This window comes from Nocardioides bruguierae, from assembly GCF_023656415.1.
GTDB lineage: Bacteria > Actinomycetota > Actinomycetes > Propionibacteriales > Nocardioidaceae > Nocardioides > Nocardioides bruguierae.
The window spans coordinates 25906-45571 of record NZ_JAMOIL010000018.1 but is presented as its reverse complement, the minus strand read 5'-3'; the positions used below and the strand labels follow the sequence as shown (position 1 = coordinate 45571).

Here is a 19666-nt window from a genome sequence, read left to right as displayed (position 1 = left end):
CTCAGACCTCGTGCGGGAGCGAAGGAGCGGGGGTGGGTGGGACGACGTCGGCCCTGTGCTGATCGGGGTGCTGCTCTGGTTGGTGCTCTGGTTGGTGCTGCGTGTCCTGCGGTGTGTCCTGGGGGGTGCCGGCGGAGCCGGGGGTGAGCGGGCGGGCGGGCGAGCCCACGACGACCACCCCGGGGGCGACGTCGCGGGTGACGACCGAGAGGGCACCGACGCGCGCGCCCTCACCCACGTGGACGGGGCCGAGGACCGCGCAGGTCGCGCCGAGCTCGACCCGGTCACCGAGCACCGGGTTGCCGCGCTCGTGGCCGTCGGCGTCGACGACGTTGCCGAGCGTGACCCCGTGCCGCAGCACGCAGTCCGCACCCAGGCGGACGCCCGGGTTCACGATCACCGTGTGCGGGTGGAACAGCCGCAGCCGCGGCCCGACCGGGCACACCGCCGGCAGCTCCACGCCGAGCGCGAGCGCGTTCAGCGCCTGGCAGACCAGGGCGACGACCCGGCCGGGGCGGCCCCAGCGGGCGGCGGCGAACTGGGAGAACCGGAACACCGCCAGGCAGGCCCGGGAGTCCGGGTACCCGGCGTTGACCGCCCAGTCCCGCAGCACCCAGGTGCGCAGCCGGTCGCCCGGGCCGGGCAGGCCCGCCTCGTCCGAGGAAGCCGGGCCCGTCGTGAGCCCGGTCGTGGGCTGCGCCGTGGTGCTCATGCCGGGACGCCGTCCGAGGTCACGGCTGCCGGGACCGTCGCGGCCGTGGCGCGGGCGGCGACGGCGCGCTGGAGCGCGCCCTCGACGCCGGTGACCACGCGGTCGAGCCCGAAGTGGTCGGCCACGTGCCGGCGGGCGCGGGCGCCGAGGCCCGGGTCCTCCTGGCGCCAGTCCAGCAGCCCGGCGACCCGCGCGGCCAGGTCGGCGACGCTGCCCGGGGCGCACAGGCCGGCGGAGTGCTCGCCGGTGAGGATCTCCGGCACGCCGCCCACCGCGCTGGCCACGACGGGCCGCCCGGTCGACATCGCCTCGACGACGACGCGCCCGAAGGCCTCCTGCCAGCGGGCCGGCAGCGCCACCACGTCGGCGGCGTGCAGCAGCGGGACGACGTCGGCGCGCGAGGGCAGCCAGACCACCCCGTCCGGCGCGCTGACCTTGAGGGCGTCGACGTAGCCGCCGTGCCGCGGGCCGGGGTCGCCGGCGAGGACCAGCCGGTCCTCGGGGCGCCGGCCCGGCATCGTCCGCCACGCCTCGAGCAGCAGGTCCACGCCCTTGGCGGGGTCCTGGCGCCCGTAGGAGAGCACGACCCGGCCCTCGGCCGGCAGGCCGAGCTCGGCGCGGGCCTCGGCCCGCTCGTGCAGGCCACCCTCGGGGTAGGCCGCCGGGTCGATGCCGTTGTGCAGGGTGGTGATGCGCTCGGCGGGCAGGCCCGAGGCGATCCAGCGCTCGCGGACGAAGTCGGAGACCGCCAGGTACTCGTCGCCGGCCCGGCCGACCACCGGCAGGAACGGGACAGGCAGGTGGGTGCGCACGTGCACGACCAGCGGGCAGCCGGCGGCCCGCGAGGCGGCGGCGCCCCAGACGAGCTGCTCGGCGCGGTTCAGCCAGATCGCGTCGGGCTTCCACCGCGCGGCGGCACGCACCGCCGGGGCGAGGCGGAGGAGGTCGAGCGGTGCGCGGACGCCGGCGCAGTCGAACGAGGACACCTGCCGCAGGTCGGTGGCGACGTCGCGCCACTCCTCGGCGTTCTCCCCGCCGCGGCGGTACAGGACGCTGACCTGGTGGCCGCGCTCGGCGAGGCCGCGCGAGACCTGGAGGGTGCTCTGCTCGACGCCGCCGACGGGGCCGAGGGCGTTGACGTTGACGAGGACGTGCATCAGGCCACCTCCGGGGTGGCCGGCGGGGGGACCGGGGCCCGGCCCGCGCGGCCCGGCGCCGGGGCGGCCGGGGGGGGGGGGCGGGGCGGGGGGGGGGGGGTGGGCGCCGCGTCCCGACGACGTCGTCGGGCCGCGCGCAGGTACCAGAGCGGGCCGACGGCCAGGCCGGCGAGCTCGCGGGCCAGGAGCCCGGTGGTGGGCAGGCCGTGCCCGCCGGTGGTGGCGCCGTCGATGCCGCCGGTGGAGCGGGGCGCGCCGGGAGCCGTCGCCGTGGCGACGTCCTCGTGCCCGACCACGCGGCGGGCGCCGCGCGCGTAGTGCGCCACGCCGCGCGGCACGCGGGCGAGCATCAGCCGGCGGCTGTGCTCGTCGAGCAGGTGCTTGGTGAGGTAGGCCGACAGGCCGGAGCCGTAGCCGAGCATCTGCTTGCGCAGGGACGGCAGGTCGGCCCGGTGCGAGTGCCACACGACCGCGGAGGGCTCGTAGTGCAGCTCGTGGCCGGCGAGCAGCACCCGGGCGAAGGCGTCCAGGTCCTCCCCGCCCCGCGTGGGCGTGCCCGCCCCGAGCAGCTCGTCGAAGCCGCCCAGGTCGCGCAGCACGCTCGTGCGGAAGGCCATGCCGGCGCCGGTGCCGAAGGCGCCCGCGGCGAACGGGTGCAGCGGCTCGGTGGCCTCCAGCGGGGTGTAGGTGCGCGGCTCGCAGGCCAGCGACCAGGAGACGCGGTCGTCGAAGAACCGCTCCGCCGGGGTGTCGAGGGTGCGGGCGCAGACGAGGCTGGTGACGCACGCGGCGGCCGGGTGCTCGGCGAACGCCCGGGCGGTCGCGGAGACCCAGGAGGAGTCCACGTGCACGTCGTCGTCGGTGTAGGCCACGATCCCGCCGTGCGCCTCGGCGAGGCCGCGGTTCCGGGCGGCCGAGACGCCGGGGACGTCCTCGCGGACGTAGCGGAAGCGGCGGTCGTCGCCGACGGCCGACCCGAAGGCGACCTGCGTGGCGTCGTCGGAGGGGGCGTTGTCGACGACGACGACCTCCATGGCCGGGTGGTCCTGCCGCCGCAGCGTGGCGAGGCAGGTGACCAGCTGGTCGGCGCGGTCGCGGGTGCAGATCACGACGGTGACCAGCGGGGCGTCCGCGTCGGCCTCGCCGCGCAGTCGCGGGTGGGCGTGCAGCGGCGCCGCGGGGTCCTCCACGCAGCCCTCGGTGACGCACTCGGCCAGCTCGTCGGCCAGGCGGGCGGCACCCGCGGGCCCGAGGCCGGCCAGCAGCACCTCGGCGACCAGGTGCGAGGGCCCCGCGGGCACCTCCACGATGCCGAGGACGCGGCCGTGCAGCCGCAGGAGCACGCGGGCTCGCTCCGTGGTCCGTCCCGGCGGCGGCACCAGGCCGCCGGGTCGGTCGGTCAGCTCGAGCTCGGTGCACCAGACGGCGAGCCGCTCGGGAGTCCGGGTGGTGGCGCTCATGCCGCCTCCCCCACGGCCGCGACGGGCACGGGCACGGCGCGTCGTCCGGTGGCCCGGCCACGCAGGTAGCCCGTGCCGGTGGCGGCCAGGCCGAGCGTGACCGCGCAGGAGCGGCCGAGCCCGGTGAGGTCGCCGCGCAGCGCGTCGAGCACCCCGCGGCCGGCGGCGGCCGGCAGGGTGCGGGCGACGTAGGAGCGCTCGGTCTCCAGCGCGGCCCCGGAGCCGACGTGCGCGGAGACGACGGCCTTGGAGACGCCCTCCCAGTAGCAGCGGCGGACGAAGTAGCGCAGGCTGCGGCGCGGCGCGCCGACCCGGTGCAGCACCGTGGCGCCGCGGGCCAGCAGGATCTGGCCCTCCGGCAGCGCCTCGGCGACCCGGATGGCCATCTCGGTCTCCTCGCACCCGACGGGCAGGCTGCCGACGCGGCCCATGGCCGCCGAGAACCCGCCCGCGGCCATCACGGCGTCGCGGCGGAACCCCATGGCGGCGCCGATCGGGTTGCGCACGCGGGAGCCGTCGGCCGGCAGGCCCTCGTAGCTGCAGCCGACGACCCAGAGGAAGGCGGCGGGGAACCACCGCGGCGGGCCGGGCTCGGCCCAGGCCGGCTCGGCCCAGCCGGCGACACCGACCACGCCGTCGTCCGTGAACGGGGTGAGCATGGCGGAGACCCACCCCGCGTCGGCGACGGCGTCGTCGTCCAGGAAGAGGACGACGTCGGCGGTGGTGGCGGCGACACCGGTGTTGCGGGCACCGGAGAGGCCGCGCGGGCCGGCGCTGGCCACGACCCTGATCTGGGAGGGCAGCTGCTCGCGCAGGCGCGCCCGCAGCTCCTCGTGGTGGTCGACGACCACGACGACCTCGTCGGGCACGAGGTCCTGGTCGAGCAGGGAGCCCGCCGCGGCCACGGTCTCCTCGAACCGGTCGAGGGTGTAGGTGCAGACCACGACGGCCACGCTGGTGCGGGTGGTGCCGGCCCCGACCGGGGGCGGGCTGGTGACCGGGGTGCTCACGCGCTGCTCCGCACCGGCTCGGCCACGCAGACCGGGCACTCCTCGGCGGTCGGGCGCGGCGCACGCGCCGACCGGGTCAGCCGCTCGCGCAGGATCGTGACGAGCACGCGGGTGCCGTCGCGGAAGGTGCGCAGGTTGCTCTCGCCGGTGAGCCGCTCGGACTCGAAGGAGCCGACCTCGGCGATCCGCAGCCCGGCCTTGGCGACGCGGACGTTGATCAGGGTCTCGATCTCGAACCCGTCACCCCAGCGCTTCTCTGCCTCGATGTCGTGGCCGTCGGGCAGCGCGAAGGCCTCCAGGCAGGAGCGGCGGAAGGCGTTGTAGCCGTAGCAGAGGTCGGAGTACCGGGTGCCGAACAGGCCGTTGGCGGTGAGGTTGAGCGCCTTGTTGCCGGTGCGACGGACCCAGGTGATGTCGTCGGAGCCGCCGCCGTCGGTGAAGCGGGTGCCCTTGGCGTAGTCGGCGCCCGCGTCGAGCGCGGCGAGGTAGCGGCGGATCTCGCGGGGGTCCATGGAGCCGTCGGCGTCGATCATGACGATGTAGTCGCCGGTGGCGGCCTCGAAGCCGGCGGCCAGGGCGTTGCCCTTGCCGCGACGGGCCTGGTGCACGACCTCGATGTCGGGCCGGACGGCCAGGGCGACGGCGACGGTGTCGTCGCGGGAGCTGCCGTCGACGAGCACGACCTGGTCGATGCCCTCGGGCAGCCGCTCGAGGACGTGGCCGATGTTGCGGGCCTCGTTGCGGGCCGGCACCACGACGGTGACGGTCGGGCGGGCACCGACCTCGCCGCGCGAGGGCAGCGAGGCCTCGGCGGCGGAGGCGGCCTGGTGGGCCGCCAGGTGGGCGAGGTGGGCGGTGGTGGCGGGCTGGAGCTCGAGGTGGGACGAGTGGGCCTGGTGCGCGCGGGTGGTCGCGGAGAGCCCGGCGACGGTGCCGGCGTGGTCGGTGGGGTGCGTCTGCGTGGGGTGCATCGGAGGGCCGTTCTGCGAGGGTGCAAGGTCCTGGGTCGCCGGTGAGGGCAGACGTCGCCGGGCCTCGAGAGGCGGCCCCTGACGTCGTGGCAGCAGGTTTTCGACGCCCCCCGGGGTGTCGCGGCAGATCGGCCTGGCGATACCCCGTATGGGTTACGTCTTCCCAGGTCAGGGCCTTGCCGGAAGAAATCTTTACCGACCTGTGAGCCGTGTGTGAGACGCGGGCGCGAAGCCTGCGCACCCCGACAGGCCAACCCTGCTCACCCCCCTTCGTCGAGGGTTGCCCCCTAGCTCCTGACCTGCGGCTTCACGCTCCGGACACGTGTGCGCCACACCCGCTCCACGCACCGAAGGGGTGAGGTTGTGGAAGGTTTGTGGACCCCTGACCTATCGTGTGCACCGAACACGGTGGACGAGACCGGTTCCCGGACGACCTTCGGGACGACGAACAGGGAGACGAGCTGGCGATGAGTGCCGGACCTGCGGACGACCGCCACGAGTCCCACCGCGGCTCGCCCCGCCCCTTCCTGCCCGCCGAGGCGCCCTCGGCCGGCGACGAGGCCGCACCCGCCACCCCGCTCGTCTCCGCCGTCGACGCGGCCCGCCTGAGCGACGAGGAGCGCGCACAGGTGACGCGCACCCTGCTGCGACGCGCCCACGTCACGCAGGACGAGGCGGAGCGCCGCGCCTGCCTGGACGGCGTGGTCGAGGTCAACATGCGCGTCGCCGAGGCGGTCGCCCGCCGCTACCGCGACCGCGGCGTGGCGCTCGAGGACCTGCGCCAGGTCGCCTACCTCGCACTGGTCCGAGCCGTGCGCAGCTTCGACGTCTCCGCCGGCCACGACCTGCTGGCCTACGCGGTGCCCTCCATGACCGGCGAGATCCGCCGACACTTCCGCGACCACGGCTGGTCGGTGCGCCCGCCGCGGCAGGTGCAGGCCGCCTGCACCCGCCTCGTCCGGGCGGACCGCGACCTGAGCCGCGTCGGTCGCGAGGACCTCGAAGCGCTGGCCCGCGAGGTGGACGCCGACCTCGACGTCGTCCGCGAGGCGCTCGTCGCCCGCCAGCTCTACAGCACCGACTCCCTCGAGCTCTCGCTGGCCGCGACCGGCGTCGAGCCGGCCCAGGGCGAGGAGGACCTCGAGCGCGCGGAGGCGCGGCTCGTGCTGCGGCGGGTGCTGGCCACCCTGCAGCCGGTCGAGCGACGCACCCTCGACCTCCGCTTCGGCGAGGACCTCTCGCAGCAGGCCATCGGTGAGCGCCTCGGCCTCAGCCAGGTCCAGGTCAGCCGCATGCTCCAGCGGGTGCTGACGCTGCTGCGCGCCGCAATCGGCGACGTCGCGGCGGCCTGAGGCCGGACCGGCCCCACCTCACGGGCAGACGCGCGGCGGAAGGGGCTCAGCGGTGCTCGTCGTCGGCGTCGGCCTCGCGGTCCGCGACACCTTCGGAGCCCCACACGTCGGCGGGCCGGTCGGGCATGTCGGCGGCCGCGGCCGCCTGGTGCATGCCGACACGCTCCATCCAGGACAGGCCGGGCGACCACGCCGCTCGCATCGAGACCTCGCCGTCCGGCTCCATCACCTTGAGGAGGACGACGGCGCCCAGCACCAGCTCCCCCTGCTCGGGGCGGTGCTCGACCCCCAGGGAATCGATCAGCCGACCCATCGGCTGACGCTCGGACATCGGCTCGACCTCTCGTGCGACGACTGCGTGGAACACACCCGCCGGCATGAGCAGGTGTGCAGATTCCATGAAAGCACACTGTCGAAGGTCCGTCGAAGGTATCGACCACCCCTCCCCGTGCCCGCGCCTCCCACCAGCGGCGAACGGGCGCGGCCGACCCCTGCCGGCGCGCGGCGGTGTGGGAGCATGAGCACCTCGGGCGCGCGCGAACCCCCTTCCCGTAAAGGGTTCGTATAAGGTTGAGCCGTCCTGGTAGCCCGAGCGTCGGAGAGGAGGGCGAGATGGCCTCCGGCCCGTCCCAGCAGTTCCGCATCGGCGCGCTCGCCAAGCGCGTCGGCGTGAGCGAGACGCTGCTGCGCGCCTGGGAGCTGCGCTACGGCCTGCTCAACCCGGTCCGCACGACCGGTGGCTACCGGATGTACGGCCCCGAGGACGAGCGGCGCGCCCGCGCCATGCAGGCGGCCCGAGCCGACGGAGTTCCCGCCGCCCAGGCCGCCTCGCGCATCCTCGCCACCGACCGCGCCCAGGCCGAGGCCCCGCGCACCGACTGCGAGGCCCCGCCGTCCGTGGACGCAGCGACGCTGCGCGCCGAGCTGGAGACGGCCATGACCGCCTTCGACACCGGCTCCATGCACGACACCATCGACCGCGCGTTCGCCGCCCTCTCGGTCGAGTCGGCCATCCGCGAGGTGCTGCTGCCGTTCCTCGCCGGCGTGGGCGTCGGCTGGCAGCTGGGCGACTTCGACGTGGCCGACGAGCACTTCGCCTCCGACGTCGTGCGCGGCCGGCTGGCCGCGCTGGCCGCCGGCCCGGGCTCGCGCACCGGGCCCGTCGTGCTCCTGGCGTGCCCGCCGAAGGAGTCCCACGACATCGCGCTCAAGGCGTTCGAGGTGGTGCTCCAGCGGGCCGGCTGGCGCACCCGGTTCCTGGGCCCGCACACCCCCCTGACCAGCATCGAGGTCGCCTGCGAGGTGGTCCGCCCGGACGTGGTGGTGCTGGCCGGCACCGCGCGCACCGTCTTCGAGCTGCCCGACCACGCGGTCGAGGTCGTGCGTCGGATCTCCGCCTCGTCCCGCCTGCTGCTGGCCGGCGCCGGGGCCGACGACGCGCTCGCCGACTCCTGGGGCGGCGAGCTGCTGCAGGGCGACCCGATCTCGGCCGCGCAGGTGCTCGTGCAGCGCAGCCCCCGGCGCACCGAGCGCCAGGCCGCAAACGCGGGCTGACCCCTCCCGAGCGCGTCCCGGGGCGTCTTGTCGACCCCTCGACCGGGCGCTGGGACGTACCCGTCGTCCTTCGTGACCCGAGTCACCGTCAGACCCGCAAGGGTGAGGCTGATTGAAGGCCTCCGCGGGCGGATACAGACCCTGTGCAGGCGTTCACGGCCTGCACCCCGACACGCAGAGGTGAACTGATGAGCAACTCCCCCGTGACCGTGACCCTGGTCGACGACCACGACCTCGCCGTGGCAGGCCTCGAGAGCCTGCTCGGGTCGTACGAGTCCCGCGTGCGTCTCGTCGACGTGCGGACCGCCCTCGCGCACCCCGAGGAGGTGGACGTGGTCCTCTACGAGCCGATGGGCCAGTCCGCGTTCAGCGCCTCGATGCTGCGCAACCTGCAGACCGCCGCCGAGGCGCAGGCCGTCGTGTTCAGCTGGGCGCCCGGCGACCAGCTGCCCAGCACCACCGCCACCCCGTACCTGTCCAAGGCGATGACCGCCGCCCAGCTGGTCGTCGCCATGGAGGACATCGTCTCCGGCCGCGGCGTGCCCGCCCCGCCGCAGCACACCCCGGCCCCGGTGCAGGAGGCCGCCCCCGAGCCCGCCAAGCTGCACACCCCCACCCAGCCCTCGGGCCCCGCGGGCAGCCGCCTGACCCCGCGCGAGCTGGAGATCCTCACGCTCATCACCGCCGGTCTGACCAACGGCGAGATCGGCGAGCAGCTGGGTCTGTCGATCAACTCGATCAAGACCTACATCCGCCAGGCCTACCGCAAGATCGACGTCGAGCGTCGCACCCAGGCCGTGGCCTGGGGCATGGCCAACGGCCTGGTCGAGGACGAGGACGCCGCCCTGGCCGTCTGATCGACTCCCCGCCGGGAGGCGGGCACCGGGGACAGCCCGGCACACCACCACTGCGCGGCGACGGCCCCGAGGCGTGACCTCGGGGCCGTCGCTGCGTTGTGGAGGGTGAACAGCCGTGCTCCGCACCCCGGGCGCGGCACCTCCCTCCCCCGCAGGAGCGATCCCGCGTGCGTCGCCACCGCCCGTCCCCCGTCCCCCCGCCCCCGGTCGTGGGCGCGCTCCCCGAGCTCGCCTCGGCCGCGCCGCGACGGCGCGACCTGCTGGCACGCGGGCTCTCCGGCGTCCTGCTGCTCGGCCTGCTCGCCGTCCCCGCCTTCTCCACCACCGCGGCGCCCGACGGCGTCGGGGCGGTGGAGGCGCTGGAGGTGGACGCGGCGGCGCCGGCCTCCGCCGGAGCCAGCCGGACCGCGGCCCGCGACCAGAGCCTGCGTCGCGGCTGCCGCGCCTACGCCTACCGCTACGCGCTGGTGCCGCCCGGCGAGGAGTGGATGCTCGAGACCGTGCTCGTGGCGCCCTCGGGCGAGCGGGTGGGCTCGGCGACGTTCGTCTCGGGCGTCGACCCGGCGCAGCAGCGCGCCTCGTTCCGGCTGTGCCGGTCCTCGGTGGACCCTGGCCGGTACCGTCTGCGCGCGCTGGCGACCTGGCGCGACGGCTGGGACGAGCGAGCAGCGCCTGCGCACCACCCGCTTCCGCCTCACCCGCCGCTAGGCCTCAGGCCTTCTGCCCGGCCAGCCGCAGCCAGGTGTCGACGACCGTGTCGGGGTTGAGCGACATCGACTCGATGCCCTGCTCCAGCAGCCACTCGGCGAGGTCGGCGTGGTCGGAGGGGCCCTGGCCGCAGATGCCGACGTACTTGCCGGCGTCCTTGCAGGCCTGGATGGCGAGGCTGAGCATGTGCTTGACGGCGGGGTCGCGCTCGTCGAAGGACTCCGCGACCAGGCCGGAGTCGCGGTCCAGGCCCAGGGTCAGCTGGGTCATGTCGTTGGAGCCGATGGAGAACCCGTCGAAGTGCTCCAGGAACTGCGCCGCGATCACGGCGTTCGAGGGCACCTCGCACATCATCACGACCTCGAGGCCGTTCTCGCCGCGGCGCAGGCCGTGCTCGGCGAGCAGCGCGACCACGCCCTTGGCCTCGGCCACGGTGCGCACGAACGGGATCATGATGCGGACGTTGGTCAGGCCCATCTCGTCGCGCACGTGCTTGATCGCCTCGCACTCCATCGCGAAGCACTCGGCGAAGTCCTTGGACAGGTACCGCGAGGCGCCGCGGTAGCCGATCATCGGGTTCTCCTCGTGCGGCTCGTACAGCTCGCCCCCGACGAGGTTGGCGTACTCGTTGGACTTGAAGTCGCTCATCCGCACGATGACCTTCTCGGGCGCGAACGCCGCACCGATGGTGGCCACGCCCTCGGCCACGCGCTTGACGAAGAAGTCCCGCGGGCCGTCGTAGGCGGCGATGATCTCGTTGATCTCGGTGCGCAGGTCCAGCGGCAGCGACTCGGCGTCCGCCTCGAGGTCGAGCAGCGCCTTGGGGTGGATGCCGATCTGCCGGTTGATGATGAACTCCAGCCGAGCCAGCCCGACGCCTGCGTGCGGCAGCCGGGAGAAGGCGAAGGCCTGCTCCGGCGTGCCGACGTTCATCATGATCTTCACCGGCACCTCGGGCATGGTGTCCAGCTCGGTGCGCTCGACGGAGAAGTCGATCGCGCCGGCGTAGACGAGCCCGGTGTCGCCCTCGGCGCAGGACACGGTGACGGCGGTGCCGTCGGTGAGGGTGCGCGTGGCGTCCCCGGTGCCGACGACAGCGGGGATGCCCAGCTCGCGGGCGATGATCGCCGCGTGGCAGGTGCGGCCGCCGCGGTTGGTGACGATGGCGGAGGCCCGCTTCATGATCGGCTCCCAGTCGGGGTCGGTCATGTCGGCGACGAGCACCTCGCCGGGGTCGAAGGAGTGCATGTCCTCGATCGAGGCCAGCACACGCACGGGCCCGGCACCGATCTTCTGGCCGATGGCGCGGCCCTCGACGAGGACCTCGGCCTTCTTGCTGGCCGCCTGGTCGATGGCGAAGCGCTCCAGCGCGCCGGAGGCCCGCGACTGCACCGTCTCGGGGCGGGCCTGGAGGATGTACAGCTGCCCGTCGACGCCGTCCTTGCCCCACTCGATGTCCATGGGGCGGCCGTAGTGCTCCTCGATGACCAGCGCGTGCGCGGCCAGCTCGGTGACCTCGGCGTCGGTCAGCGACAGCGTCCGGGAGATCGCGGGCTCGACGTCGACGAACTCCGTGGTCCGACCGACCGTGGCGTCGTCCGTGTAGATCATCTTGCTGGCCTTCGCGCCCACACCGCGCTTGAGCACCGCCGGGCGACCGGCCCTCAGCGCGGGCTTGTAGACGTAGAACTCGTCGGGGTTCACGGCACCCTGCACGACACCCTCGCCCAGGCCGTAGGCGCTGGTCACGAAGACGGCGTCGGTGAAGCCGGACTCGGTGTCCATCGTGAACATGACGCCGGAGGAGCCGATGTCGGAGCGGACCATCTTCTGCACGCCCGCGGAGATGCCGACGGCGTCGTGGGCGAAGTCGTGGTGCACGCGGTAGGCGATGGCGCGGTCGTTGTAGAGCGAGGCGTAGACCTCGCGGATCGCGGTGAGCACCGCGTCGATCCCGCGGACGTTGAGGAAGGTCTCCTGCTGGCCGGCGAAGGAGGCGTCGGGCAGGTCCTCGGCGGTGGCCGAGGAGCGCACGGCGAAGGACGCCTCGGCCCCGGCCTCGCCGGTCAGCTGCTCGTAGGCCGCACGGACGTCGGCCTCCAGGTCGGCCGGGAACGGCTGGGCCACCACGGTCTCGCGGATCTCCTTGCCGGCCGCGGCGAGAGCCCGGGTGTCGTCGATGTCGAGGCCGGCGAGGATGCCGGAGATCCGCTCGGCCAGGCCTGTGTCGCCGATGAACCGGTGGAAGGCGTCGGCGGTCGTGGCGAACCCGTTGGGCACGCGTACGCCGAGGTCGGTGAGGTGGCTGACCATCTCGCCCAGCGAGGCGTTCTTGCCGCCCACCTGCTCGAGGTCCCCCAGGCCCAGCTCGGAGAACCACCGGACGTTGTCGTGGGTGGTGCCTGCGCTCGTGCCTGCGCTCATCGTGAGCTCCTTCTGCTGGTGCTGCTGGGCGGGTGCTGCGGTGGGTGCTGCGGTGGGTGCTGCGGTGTGGCGGGGCACGGTCGTCACTGACCGTCACGAGCAGCCGCCCGCACCTGGCGGACGTGCTGCTGGAGGATGAGCGTGGCCATCTCCTCCACCGACTTCTCCGAGGAGTCGATGACGGGGATGCGGTGGCGGTCGTAGATCGTGGCGGCGCGGCGCAGCTCCCAGCGGCACTGCTCGCTGGAGGCGTAGCGCGAACCGCGGCGGCGCTCGGAGCGCACGCGGCTGAGCCGCTCGACGGTGGTGGTGAGCCCGAAGCACCGCTCGCGGTACTCCTCGACGGGGCGCGGCAGCTTGTCGAGCTCGAGGTCCTCGTCCACCAGCGGGTAGTTGGCCACGAAGAAGCCGTGCTGGAGCGCGAGGTACATGGAGGTGGGCGTCTTGCCGCAGCGCGAGGGCGCCAGGAGGATGACGTCGGCCTTGTCGAGCGCCCGCAGGCTCTGGCCGTCGTCGTGCTCGATGGTGAACTCCACCGCCGCCATCCGCGCGTTGTAGCGCTTGATGTCGCCGACGCCGTGCAGCCGCATCGCCTCGCGCTCGCCGGTGCGGCCCAGGATCTGCTCGACCCGCTGCATGTGCATGTCGAAGAGGTCGATCACGGGGGCGCGTGCGGTCAGCAGGGCGGTGCGCACCCCGGTGTCGGCGGCGGTGCAGAAGACCAGGGGCGTGACGCCGGAGTCCAGCGCCGCGTCCAGCTCGGCGACGATGGAGAGCGCCTGCTCGGGGGAGTCGATGAACGGCACGCTGGCGCGCTCGAAGTGGACGTCGGGGAACTGGATCAGCAGGGCGTTGCCCATGGTCTCGGCGCTGATGCCGGTGGAGTCGGAGAGGAACAGCACCGGGACGCTCTCCTCCGCGACGGCCCGCGCGACCACCTCGGTGACGCTGCCGGCGGAGCCGCCGGCGCGGCCGACCTCACCCGGGTGCTGGAGAACCATCGAGCCTCCCTGGGTGGTCCTGGGTCGCGGTGCTGAGTCGTCGTGCTGAGGAGAAGTGCTGGGCCGTGGGGCGTGGGCCTGCCGTGACCCCGCGGGCGGGTCCGCCGGCCGGTCCGGCGCCTCGCCCGGGTCACGAACCGTAGCGATCCGAGGCGGACTGGGACAGGACTCCACCAGCAGAAACGCGCGCCGGAGCGTGGCCTCGGTCACGTTTTGGCGATTGGATCGATCCACCGTCGCACCGCTCTGACGCTCGATGTGCTAGCACGTGCCAGGCCGGACGACCCGGGCCGGCCGTGCGTCGACCGTAGGATCGGGCCCGTGGAGATCCCCGTGCGCGGCACCGTGATCGAGTGGCGCGGACCCGCGCCGCACCACTTCGTCCCCGTGCCCGAGGACGTGCTCCCGGAGCTGCGCGAGGCCGCCGCCGCGCTCACCTACGGCTGGGGCTGCGTCCCCGCCCGCGGCGTGCTGGGCGCCACCACCTTCACCACCTCCCTCATCCCGCGGGACGGCGGCTTCCTGGTGCCGCTGAAGAAGGCCGTGCGCGCGGCCGAGGGCGTGGAGCCGGGGGACGAGGTCTCCCTCGTGCTGCACCTGGGCTGACGCGCCGCCACGGCGGCACGACGGTGCCACTCGCGCCCGTTTCGTGAGATGCTGCCCCCTCGTCGGGTTAATCCTGACGCCCTCTCGGAGCAGGAAGCGCACCCATGATCTCTCTCGGCAGCAACGCGGGCGGACGTCCCGTGCGCGGCAGGGGCACCGGCCCCCGCCGCACGGACCTCCCAGGTGACACCTGGTTCCCCGCGCCGGCCGCGGACCCGCAGGAGACGGCGGGCGCCGCCGTCCCCACGACCACCGCCGACCCCCCGGGGCTCGAGAGCACCGACGTCTCCGGCGAGGCCGAGGCCCTCTCCCTCCGGGTGCGCCGCAGCGGCCACGGCTGGCTGGTGGAGATCCCGGGGGCCGGCGTCCGGCTCCCCGCCGGCGACGCCGCCGCGGTCGGCTCCGCCGTCGCGCACGTGCTCGCCGGCGCCCTGGAGAACGGGGAGAGCGACACCGCGGAGCTCGTCCTCACGTTCGGCACGCCCGCCTCCGCCTGACGGCCCCTCCATCTGACGGCCCCTCCGCCTGACGATCCCTCCGCCTGACGATCCCTCCGTCCCGCGGCGCGGGCCACAGCGCCGGTGCCTCAGGCGGGGTCCGGTGGTGCCGAATGGCACCCCGGAAGGATTCCGCGAACACGCACGGAGGCGTGATCTACATGAGCCGACGCGACGATGCCGCGCGCCCCTGGTGGGCCCTCGGACGTCGACGGCGGACGCCCACAGGCGCGTCCGAGCAGGGCCGGCCGCGAGGCCCCCTGCCACTGCCGTCGAACGACCACCCCCTTGACCACCCCAGCAACCCGTCCGACGACGGGCCGCACGAGGCGGGCAGCAGCGCCCCCGTCCCGCTGCACCCCCGGCCGAGCGAGCCCGGACCGGTCGGCTTCGCCGCCGACTTCGGCTCCGGCTACCCGACCGGCCACGAGACGGGAGCGCACGCGGCACCCCACCTCGTCCCCCTCGAGGACACCGACGAGGGGACGTGGGACGACCCGTACCAGGGCTCCCCCGCCGGCCCGACCGGCCCGGTCAGCACGGACGGCGCCTGGGAGCCCCAGCCCGACGAGTGCCTGCGCCTGGGCCGGCAGTTCGCCCGCAACGCGTTCGCCCTGTGGCCCACGCCCAGCGCGCGCCCCGGCGAGGAGCGCCTGATGAGCACCCTCGCGGCGGCGGCGGTCGCGGTCACCGACGACGACCTCGTCCACGTGGGCGTGCACCCGCGGGCCACGCACCTGGACGTGACGTTCATGCTCGCCGGCGGGTCCGGCGACGGCCTCGCCCAGCAGCTGCTGCTGAGCGTGGCCGCCAAGGACGCCGAGTGGGCCGAGATCCTCGCGCCCCTGCTGCGGCAGACGTTCACCCAGCGCACGCTGTCGCTGGTGCTCGTCTACTCGGTGCTCTCCCGGCTGCTCTCCGACCGCGACGCGCGGCAGCAGGAGGCCGGCTGAGGCCGGCGCTCCCCCCGCCCGCGCGCGCCGCGTCAGCGGTCCAGGTCGGCCAGGCTCGTGCCCGGCGCACCGAGGACCGCGGCGCGGCGCAGCAGCATCTGGGCCTCCTCGGGCCGGGCCTGCCGCTCGAGCGTGCGCGCCAACAGCAGCGCAGCGTAGGCGTCGGTGGGGTCCTCGGCGAGCACTGCGCGGGCCGTGGACTCGGCGCGCCCCAGGCTGGCCGAGTGGAAGTAGGCGCGGGCCAGCAGCAGCCGGGCGTCGGTGACGCCCGCGCGGCCGGCGTCCTCGTCCACCGCGAGCTCGGCCAGCAGCGACTCGAGCTCCTTGATGGCGCCGCGGTAGTCGTTCATCCCGAACAGCGACTGCGCCCAGGTGTAGCGGTCGTGGTACCCCCGGTTCTCCATGCCGACCCAACACCGGGCGTGGGCGCCGTGTTCCTGGCCGGGGCCGGGGCGGCCCGGGGGCCGCGGTCAGCGGGTCGCCGAGAGCGGCACGCGGCCGGAGCGGGCGTACTTGAAGACCAGGCTCGTGCGTGTGGAGGCGACGTCCGGGTGGCCGGAGAGCCGCCCGATGACCACCTCGTGCAGGTTCTCCACGGTGGGCGCCGCGACGTGCAGGAAGAAGTCCTCCTCGCCGCCGAGCAGGTACACGTTGAGCACCTCGGGCATCTGGCGCGCCTCGTCCATGAAGGCCATCAGCCGGTCTCGGGCGTGGGAGGCCATGACGACGGCGATGATCGCCTGGATCGGGTGCCCCAGGGCGGCGGGGTCGATGTCGGCGGCGAAGCCACGGACCACTCCCCGCTCCCGCAGGGCGCGCACGCGCGCGAGGCAGGTCGACGGCGCCACCCCGACCCGCTCGGCCAGCGCGTTGTTGGCGATCCGGCCGTCGACGGCCAGCACCTCCAGGATCGCTGCGTCCACGTCGTCCAGCCCGTCGATCATGCGGCCCCCTCGAAGAATGTTCAGCCGTCCGCGCCGCAGACGCGGCAGCGACCGCAGGATAGTCGAGAAACCGAACCCTCCACCGAACCTTCGCGCGTACCCCTGGCGCCGCACCGCACGGGAGGACGACGATGGCCGCAGATCCCCGCCACCACCGTCGCGGCCGCGCGTCGCAGCAGAATGGAGCCCGCAGTGAAGATCGGCGTCCCCACCGAGGTCAAGAACCGTGAGTACCGCGTCGGCATCACCCCGCTCGGCGTCGCCGAGCTGACGGCCCACGGCCACGAGGTCCTCGTCCAGGCCGGCGCCGGCCTCGGCTCGCAGATCACCGACGCCGAGTACGCCGCGGTGGGCGCGACCATCGTCCCGGACGCCGACAGCACGTGGGGCGACGCCGAGATGGTCATGAAGGTCAAGGAGCCGGTCGCCGAGGAGTACCACCGCCTGCGCGACGACCTGACCCTCTTCACCTACCTCCACCTCGCGGCCGACCAGAAGCTGACCGACGAGCTCGTCGCCCGGGGCACCACCGGCATCGCCTACGAGACCGTGCAGCTCGGGTCCGGCGCGCTGCCTCTGCTCTACCCGATGTCCGAGGTCGCCGGCTGCCTGGCGCCCCAGGTCGGTGCCCACTCCCTCATGAAGGCCCAGGGCGGACGCGGCGTCCTGCTCGGCGGCGTCGGCGGTGTCGCCAACGCCAAGGTCGTCGTCATCGGCGCCGGTGTCTCCGGCCAGAACGCCGCCAACATCGCCCTCGGCATGGGTGCCGACGTCACGCTGCTCGACACCGACCTGGACAAGCTGCGCATGTCGTTCTGGCGCTACGACAACCGGGTGCACGGCCTGGCCTCCTCCAAGCTGGCCATCGAGCAGCACGTCACCCAGGCCGACCTGGTCATCGGCGCGGTGCTGATCCCGGGTGCCGCGGCCCCGAAGCTGGTCACCAACGACCTCGTCGCCCAGATGAAGCCGGGCTCGGTGCTCGTGGACATCGCGGTCGACCAGGGCGGCTGCTTCGAGGACACCCGCGCCACCACGCACGACGACCCGACGTTCGAGGTGCACGACTCGACCTTCTACTGCGTGGCGAACATGCCCGGCGCCGTCCCCGTGACCTCCACCTACGCCCTCACCAACGCCACGATGCCCTACGCCGTGGCTCTGGCGAACAAGGGCTGGAAGGACGCGATGCGCAGCGACGCCAGCCTGGCGAAGGGCCTCAACACGCTGGCGGGTACCGTGGTGAACACCCCCGTCGCCGAGGCGACCGGCTACACCGCCGGCAGCCTGGCCGAGGCTCTCGCCTGAGCCGAGCCGCACCCGCCGGGCGACCGAGGACGTGAACGGTTGCCCGTGGGCGAGCAAAAACTCGCTGAAGTCGAGGTACGCGCGGCCGATGGGAGGGGAGACTCATCCTGTCGGCCGCGCACCCGCGCGTCCGTCCGACCCCGGGGCCACGCCCCACGCGCGACCCGAGGAGGACGCATGAACGACCTGGACCGCTCCCCGGCCAGCGCCGTCGCCGCCGAGCCGGCCCCCGCCGTCCACCCGGACGCCGAGGCCCGCCCCACGGCCGACCACCCCGACCACACCGAGCAGAGCCGCGCCGCCTGCGCGGACGCCACCTCGCACCTGCTGCGCGAGCTGGCCCGGCACGAGCGTCGGCACGCCGACGTCACCGGCCCCGTGCGCCTTCGTCTCTTCGCCGTGCGCCGCGGCCTCCTCACCGGCTCCTGGACGCCGGAGGCCTATCTCGCCGAGCTCGACCAGCTGCTCGCGCGGCTGGCCGTGGAGACCTCGCCCGAGCACTGATCCCGGCGCCGGCGCCGAGCCCTGGCTCGGCACCGTCCGCGGCGCTACATCAGCGCCGCGGTGAGCCGGCAGGCGTTGTCGAGCCACCGGTGCAGCGCCGGCTGCGCCGCCCACTCCTCGCTGGTCAGCACCCGCGAGACCGAGCGGTAGGACTCGTCCACCTCGTGCAGCGCCGCCACGAGGTCGCCGCCGAAGCCGAGCAGCATGATCTCGGAGTTGAGGGCGTAGGAGCGGAAGTCCATGTTCGAGGAGCCGAGCACGCCGATCCGGTCGTCGACGGTGAGGTACTTGCTGTGCAGCACCGTGGGCGGCGGGTACAGGTGGATGAGCACCCCGGCCTCGAGCAGCTGCCCGTAGTAGGAGCGCTGGGCGTGGCCGACGAGGAACTGGTCGGCCTTCTCCCCCACGAACAGCTCCACGCGCACGCCCCGGTGCACGGCGGAGGTGATGGCGCCCAGCAGCGCCTCGTCCGGCACGAAGTAGGGGCTGGTGATGGTGACCGACGAGGTCGCCTGGCTGATCAGGGTGGTGAACATCCGCAGGTTCGGCTCGGTCGGGAACCCGGGGCCCGAGGGCACCAGCTGCATCGCGTGGGCGGTGCCGCCGGGCACCAGGTCGGGCTGGTCGGGGAAGTACCGGTCGGGCCCGAGGACCTCGCCGGTCTCCAGGTACCAGTCGGTGGCGAAGACCGCGGAGACCTCGGTGACGACGTCACCGGAGACCTCGACGGTCAGGTCGGTCCACGCCCGGCCCATCCGGCGGTTCTTCTCGCTGCCGTAGGCCGGCTCGATCAGGTTGTGCGAGCCGACGAACGCGCGCTCGCCGTCGACGACCAGCAGCTTGCGGTGGTTGCGCAGGTCGGGGCGACGCCAGTGGCCCTGGAGCGGCGCGATCGGCATCATCAGCGACCAGCGGACGCCACCGTCGGTCAGCCGTCGCTGGAGCTGCTTGAAGCCCGGGTAGGCCCGCGAGCCCAGGTGGTCCATGAGCAGCCGCACCTCGACGCCGCGTCCGGCCGCCCGCTCCAGGGCCTCCATCACCGGCGCGGTCGTCTCGTCCCAGGCGAGGATGTAGAACTCCACGTGGACGTGGTCGCGCGCCGCGTCCACGGCCCGGGCCATGGCCGCGAACGCCGCGGCCGTGTCGGGGTGCACGCCCTCGACCCCGCCGGTGACGCACGGCAGCCCGGTCAGCGAGCGGTTCATCCGCAGCACCGACTCCAGGTGCGGGTCGGCGTCGGCGCCCTGCGGCACGAGCGGGAACTCGCTCGTCTTCTCCGCCATCAGCGCCGTGGCCGCCTGCTGCTGCCGCTCCCGGCGCCCGCGCAGCCACGGGCTGCCGATGAGCGCGAACAGGAGCAGGCCGATGAAGGGCAGCCAGAAGATGAGCATCAGCCACGCCGTGGCCGAGCCGGGGCGGCGGTCCTTGGGCACGGTGCCGATCGCCCAGATCCGCAGTGCCGTCTCGACCACCAGCCAGATCGCGGCCCAGGCGGCGAGCACCTCGACCTCCCACGTGGGCATGTCCGGGTCCATGCGGGGAGGCTAGTGGTCGACGGGGCCCGGCGGCAGCGGTCCGCGGGCGTGACGTGGGGCGGTCCGCACCACCGGGTCGCAGGGCGGGCGCCGCCTCGGTGTCGCCCCGCGAC

The 19666-nt window shown here is 74.3% G+C and carries 20 protein-coding genes; 9 read left to right on the top strand and 11 right to left on the bottom strand.

The features are described from left to right. Position 1 precedes the first annotated feature (1 nt). The 5 genes from M8330_RS14455 to M8330_RS14435 are packed head-to-tail and all read right to left on the bottom strand — an operon-like array spanning position 2 to position 5310. Complete coding sequence (locus tag M8330_RS14455) at positions 2 to 712, bottom strand: serine acetyltransferase (RefSeq protein WP_250827912.1); 711 nt, start codon at positions 710 to 712, stop codon at positions 2 to 4. Then, on the bottom strand, positions 709 to 1869 hold the full coding sequence (locus M8330_RS14450; RefSeq protein ID WP_250054919.1) for a glycosyltransferase family 4 protein: 1161 nt from the start codon (positions 1867 to 1869) through the stop codon (positions 709 to 711). The genes M8330_RS14455 and M8330_RS14450 overlap by 4 nt, the downstream gene beginning before the upstream one ends. Further along, entirely contained in the window at positions 1869 to 3329 is a 1461-nt protein-coding gene (locus M8330_RS14445) for a glycosyltransferase family 2 protein (RefSeq protein ID WP_284704740.1), read from the bottom strand. Before M8330_RS14445 ends, M8330_RS14450 begins: the two co-directional genes overlap by 1 nt. After that, the gene (locus tag M8330_RS14440) at positions 3326 to 4339 is read right to left on the bottom strand and encodes a glycosyltransferase family 2 protein (RefSeq protein ID WP_250054915.1); all 1014 of its coding nucleotides are present in this window, start codon (positions 4337 to 4339) and stop codon (positions 3326 to 3328) included. The genes M8330_RS14445 and M8330_RS14440 overlap by 4 nt, the downstream gene beginning before the upstream one ends. After that, on the bottom strand, positions 4336 to 5310 hold the full coding sequence (locus M8330_RS14435; protein ID WP_250827911.1) for a glycosyltransferase family 2 protein: 975 nt from the start codon (positions 5308 to 5310) through the stop codon (positions 4336 to 4338). Before M8330_RS14435 ends, M8330_RS14440 begins: the two co-directional genes overlap by 4 nt. A gap of 467 nt (positions 5311 to 5777) precedes the next feature. On the opposite strand from M8330_RS14435, the gene M8330_RS14430 reads away from it, so the two are divergent. Next, complete coding sequence (locus M8330_RS14430; RefSeq protein WP_250827910.1) at positions 5778 to 6662, top strand: sigma-70 family RNA polymerase sigma factor; 885 nt, start codon at positions 5778 to 5780, stop codon at positions 6660 to 6662. 46 nt (positions 6663 to 6708) lie between these two features. On the opposite strand, the gene M8330_RS14425 is transcribed toward M8330_RS14430, so the two are convergent. Continuing rightward, complete coding sequence (locus M8330_RS14425) at positions 6709 to 7062, bottom strand: hypothetical protein (protein ID WP_250827909.1); 354 nt, start codon at positions 7060 to 7062, stop codon at positions 6709 to 6711. A 212-nt stretch (positions 7063 to 7274) separates the two neighbouring features. Between M8330_RS14425 and M8330_RS14420 the strand changes: the two genes are divergently transcribed. From M8330_RS14420 to M8330_RS14410, 3 genes are all read left to right on the top strand, one after another. After that, on the top strand, positions 7275 to 8216 hold the full coding sequence (locus M8330_RS14420) for a MerR family transcriptional regulator (RefSeq protein WP_250827908.1): 942 nt from the start codon (positions 7275 to 7277) through the stop codon (positions 8214 to 8216). A 188-nt stretch (positions 8217 to 8404) separates the two neighbouring features. Further along, entirely contained in the window at positions 8405 to 9073 is a 669-nt protein-coding gene (locus M8330_RS14415; RefSeq protein ID WP_250054906.1) for a helix-turn-helix transcriptional regulator, read from the top strand. A gap of 167 nt (positions 9074 to 9240) precedes the next feature. Next, positions 9241 to 9840 (top strand): hypothetical protein, encoded by a 600-nt coding sequence (locus M8330_RS14410; protein WP_250827907.1) that lies wholly within the window; start codon positions 9241 to 9243, stop codon positions 9838 to 9840. On the opposite strand, the gene ppsA is transcribed toward M8330_RS14410, so the two are convergent. Then, positions 9785 to 12205, bottom strand: coding sequence for a phosphoenolpyruvate synthase (gene ppsA / locus M8330_RS14405; RefSeq protein WP_250827906.1), 2421 nt, complete (start codon positions 12203 to 12205; stop codon positions 9785 to 9787). The two genes, M8330_RS14410 and ppsA, sit on opposite strands and share 56 nt — an antisense overlap. An 83-nt stretch (positions 12206 to 12288) precedes the next feature. Then, entirely contained in the window at positions 12289 to 13206 is a 918-nt protein-coding gene (locus M8330_RS14400; RefSeq protein WP_250827905.1) for a pyruvate, water dikinase regulatory protein, read from the bottom strand. 321 nt (positions 13207 to 13527) lie between these two features. Between M8330_RS14400 and M8330_RS14395 the strand changes: the two genes are divergently transcribed. The 3 genes from M8330_RS14395 (at position 13528) to M8330_RS14385 (ending at position 15262) form a co-directional block, all read left to right on the top strand. Further along, positions 13528 to 13812 (top strand): DUF1905 domain-containing protein, encoded by a 285-nt coding sequence (locus tag M8330_RS14395; RefSeq protein WP_250054898.1) that lies wholly within the window; start codon positions 13528 to 13530, stop codon positions 13810 to 13812. 104 nt (positions 13813 to 13916) lie between these two features. After that, on the top strand, positions 13917 to 14309 hold the full coding sequence (locus M8330_RS14390; RefSeq protein WP_250827904.1) for a hypothetical protein: 393 nt from the start codon (positions 13917 to 13919) through the stop codon (positions 14307 to 14309). Positions 14310 to 14470: 161 nt separating this feature from the next. Beyond that, on the top strand, positions 14471 to 15262 hold the full coding sequence (locus M8330_RS14385; RefSeq protein WP_250827903.1) for a chromosomal replication initiator protein DnaA: 792 nt from the start codon (positions 14471 to 14473) through the stop codon (positions 15260 to 15262). A 32-nt stretch (positions 15263 to 15294) separates the two neighbouring features. Here the strand turns inward: M8330_RS14385 and M8330_RS14380 are convergent, their stop codons facing one another. Continuing rightward, positions 15295 to 15666, bottom strand: a complete 372-nt coding sequence (locus M8330_RS14380; protein WP_250054892.1) for a hypothetical protein — start codon at positions 15664 to 15666, stop codon at positions 15295 to 15297. Positions 15667 to 15732: 66 nt separating this feature from the next. Then, on the bottom strand, positions 15733 to 16206 hold the full coding sequence (locus tag M8330_RS14375) for an Lrp/AsnC family transcriptional regulator (protein WP_250054891.1): 474 nt from the start codon (positions 16204 to 16206) through the stop codon (positions 15733 to 15735). Between the two features lie 192 nt (positions 16207 to 16398). On the opposite strand from M8330_RS14375, the gene ald reads away from it, so the two are divergent. Continuing rightward, on the top strand, positions 16399 to 17514 hold the full coding sequence (gene ald / locus M8330_RS14370; RefSeq protein ID WP_250827902.1) for an alanine dehydrogenase: 1116 nt from the start codon (positions 16399 to 16401) through the stop codon (positions 17512 to 17514). A gap of 177 nt (positions 17515 to 17691) precedes the next feature. Next, positions 17692 to 18018, top strand: a complete 327-nt coding sequence (locus M8330_RS14365; RefSeq protein ID WP_250054887.1) for a hypothetical protein — start codon at positions 17692 to 17694, stop codon at positions 18016 to 18018. A gap of 44 nt (positions 18019 to 18062) precedes the next feature. Here the strand turns inward: M8330_RS14365 and M8330_RS14360 are convergent, their stop codons facing one another. Beyond that, positions 18063 to 19553 carry a phospholipase D-like domain-containing protein gene (locus M8330_RS14360; RefSeq protein ID WP_250827901.1) on the bottom strand — a complete coding sequence of 497 codons (1491 nt, stop codon included), beginning with the start codon at positions 19551 to 19553 and terminating at the stop codon, positions 18063 to 18065. Positions 19554 to 19666: the final 113 nt, after the last annotated feature.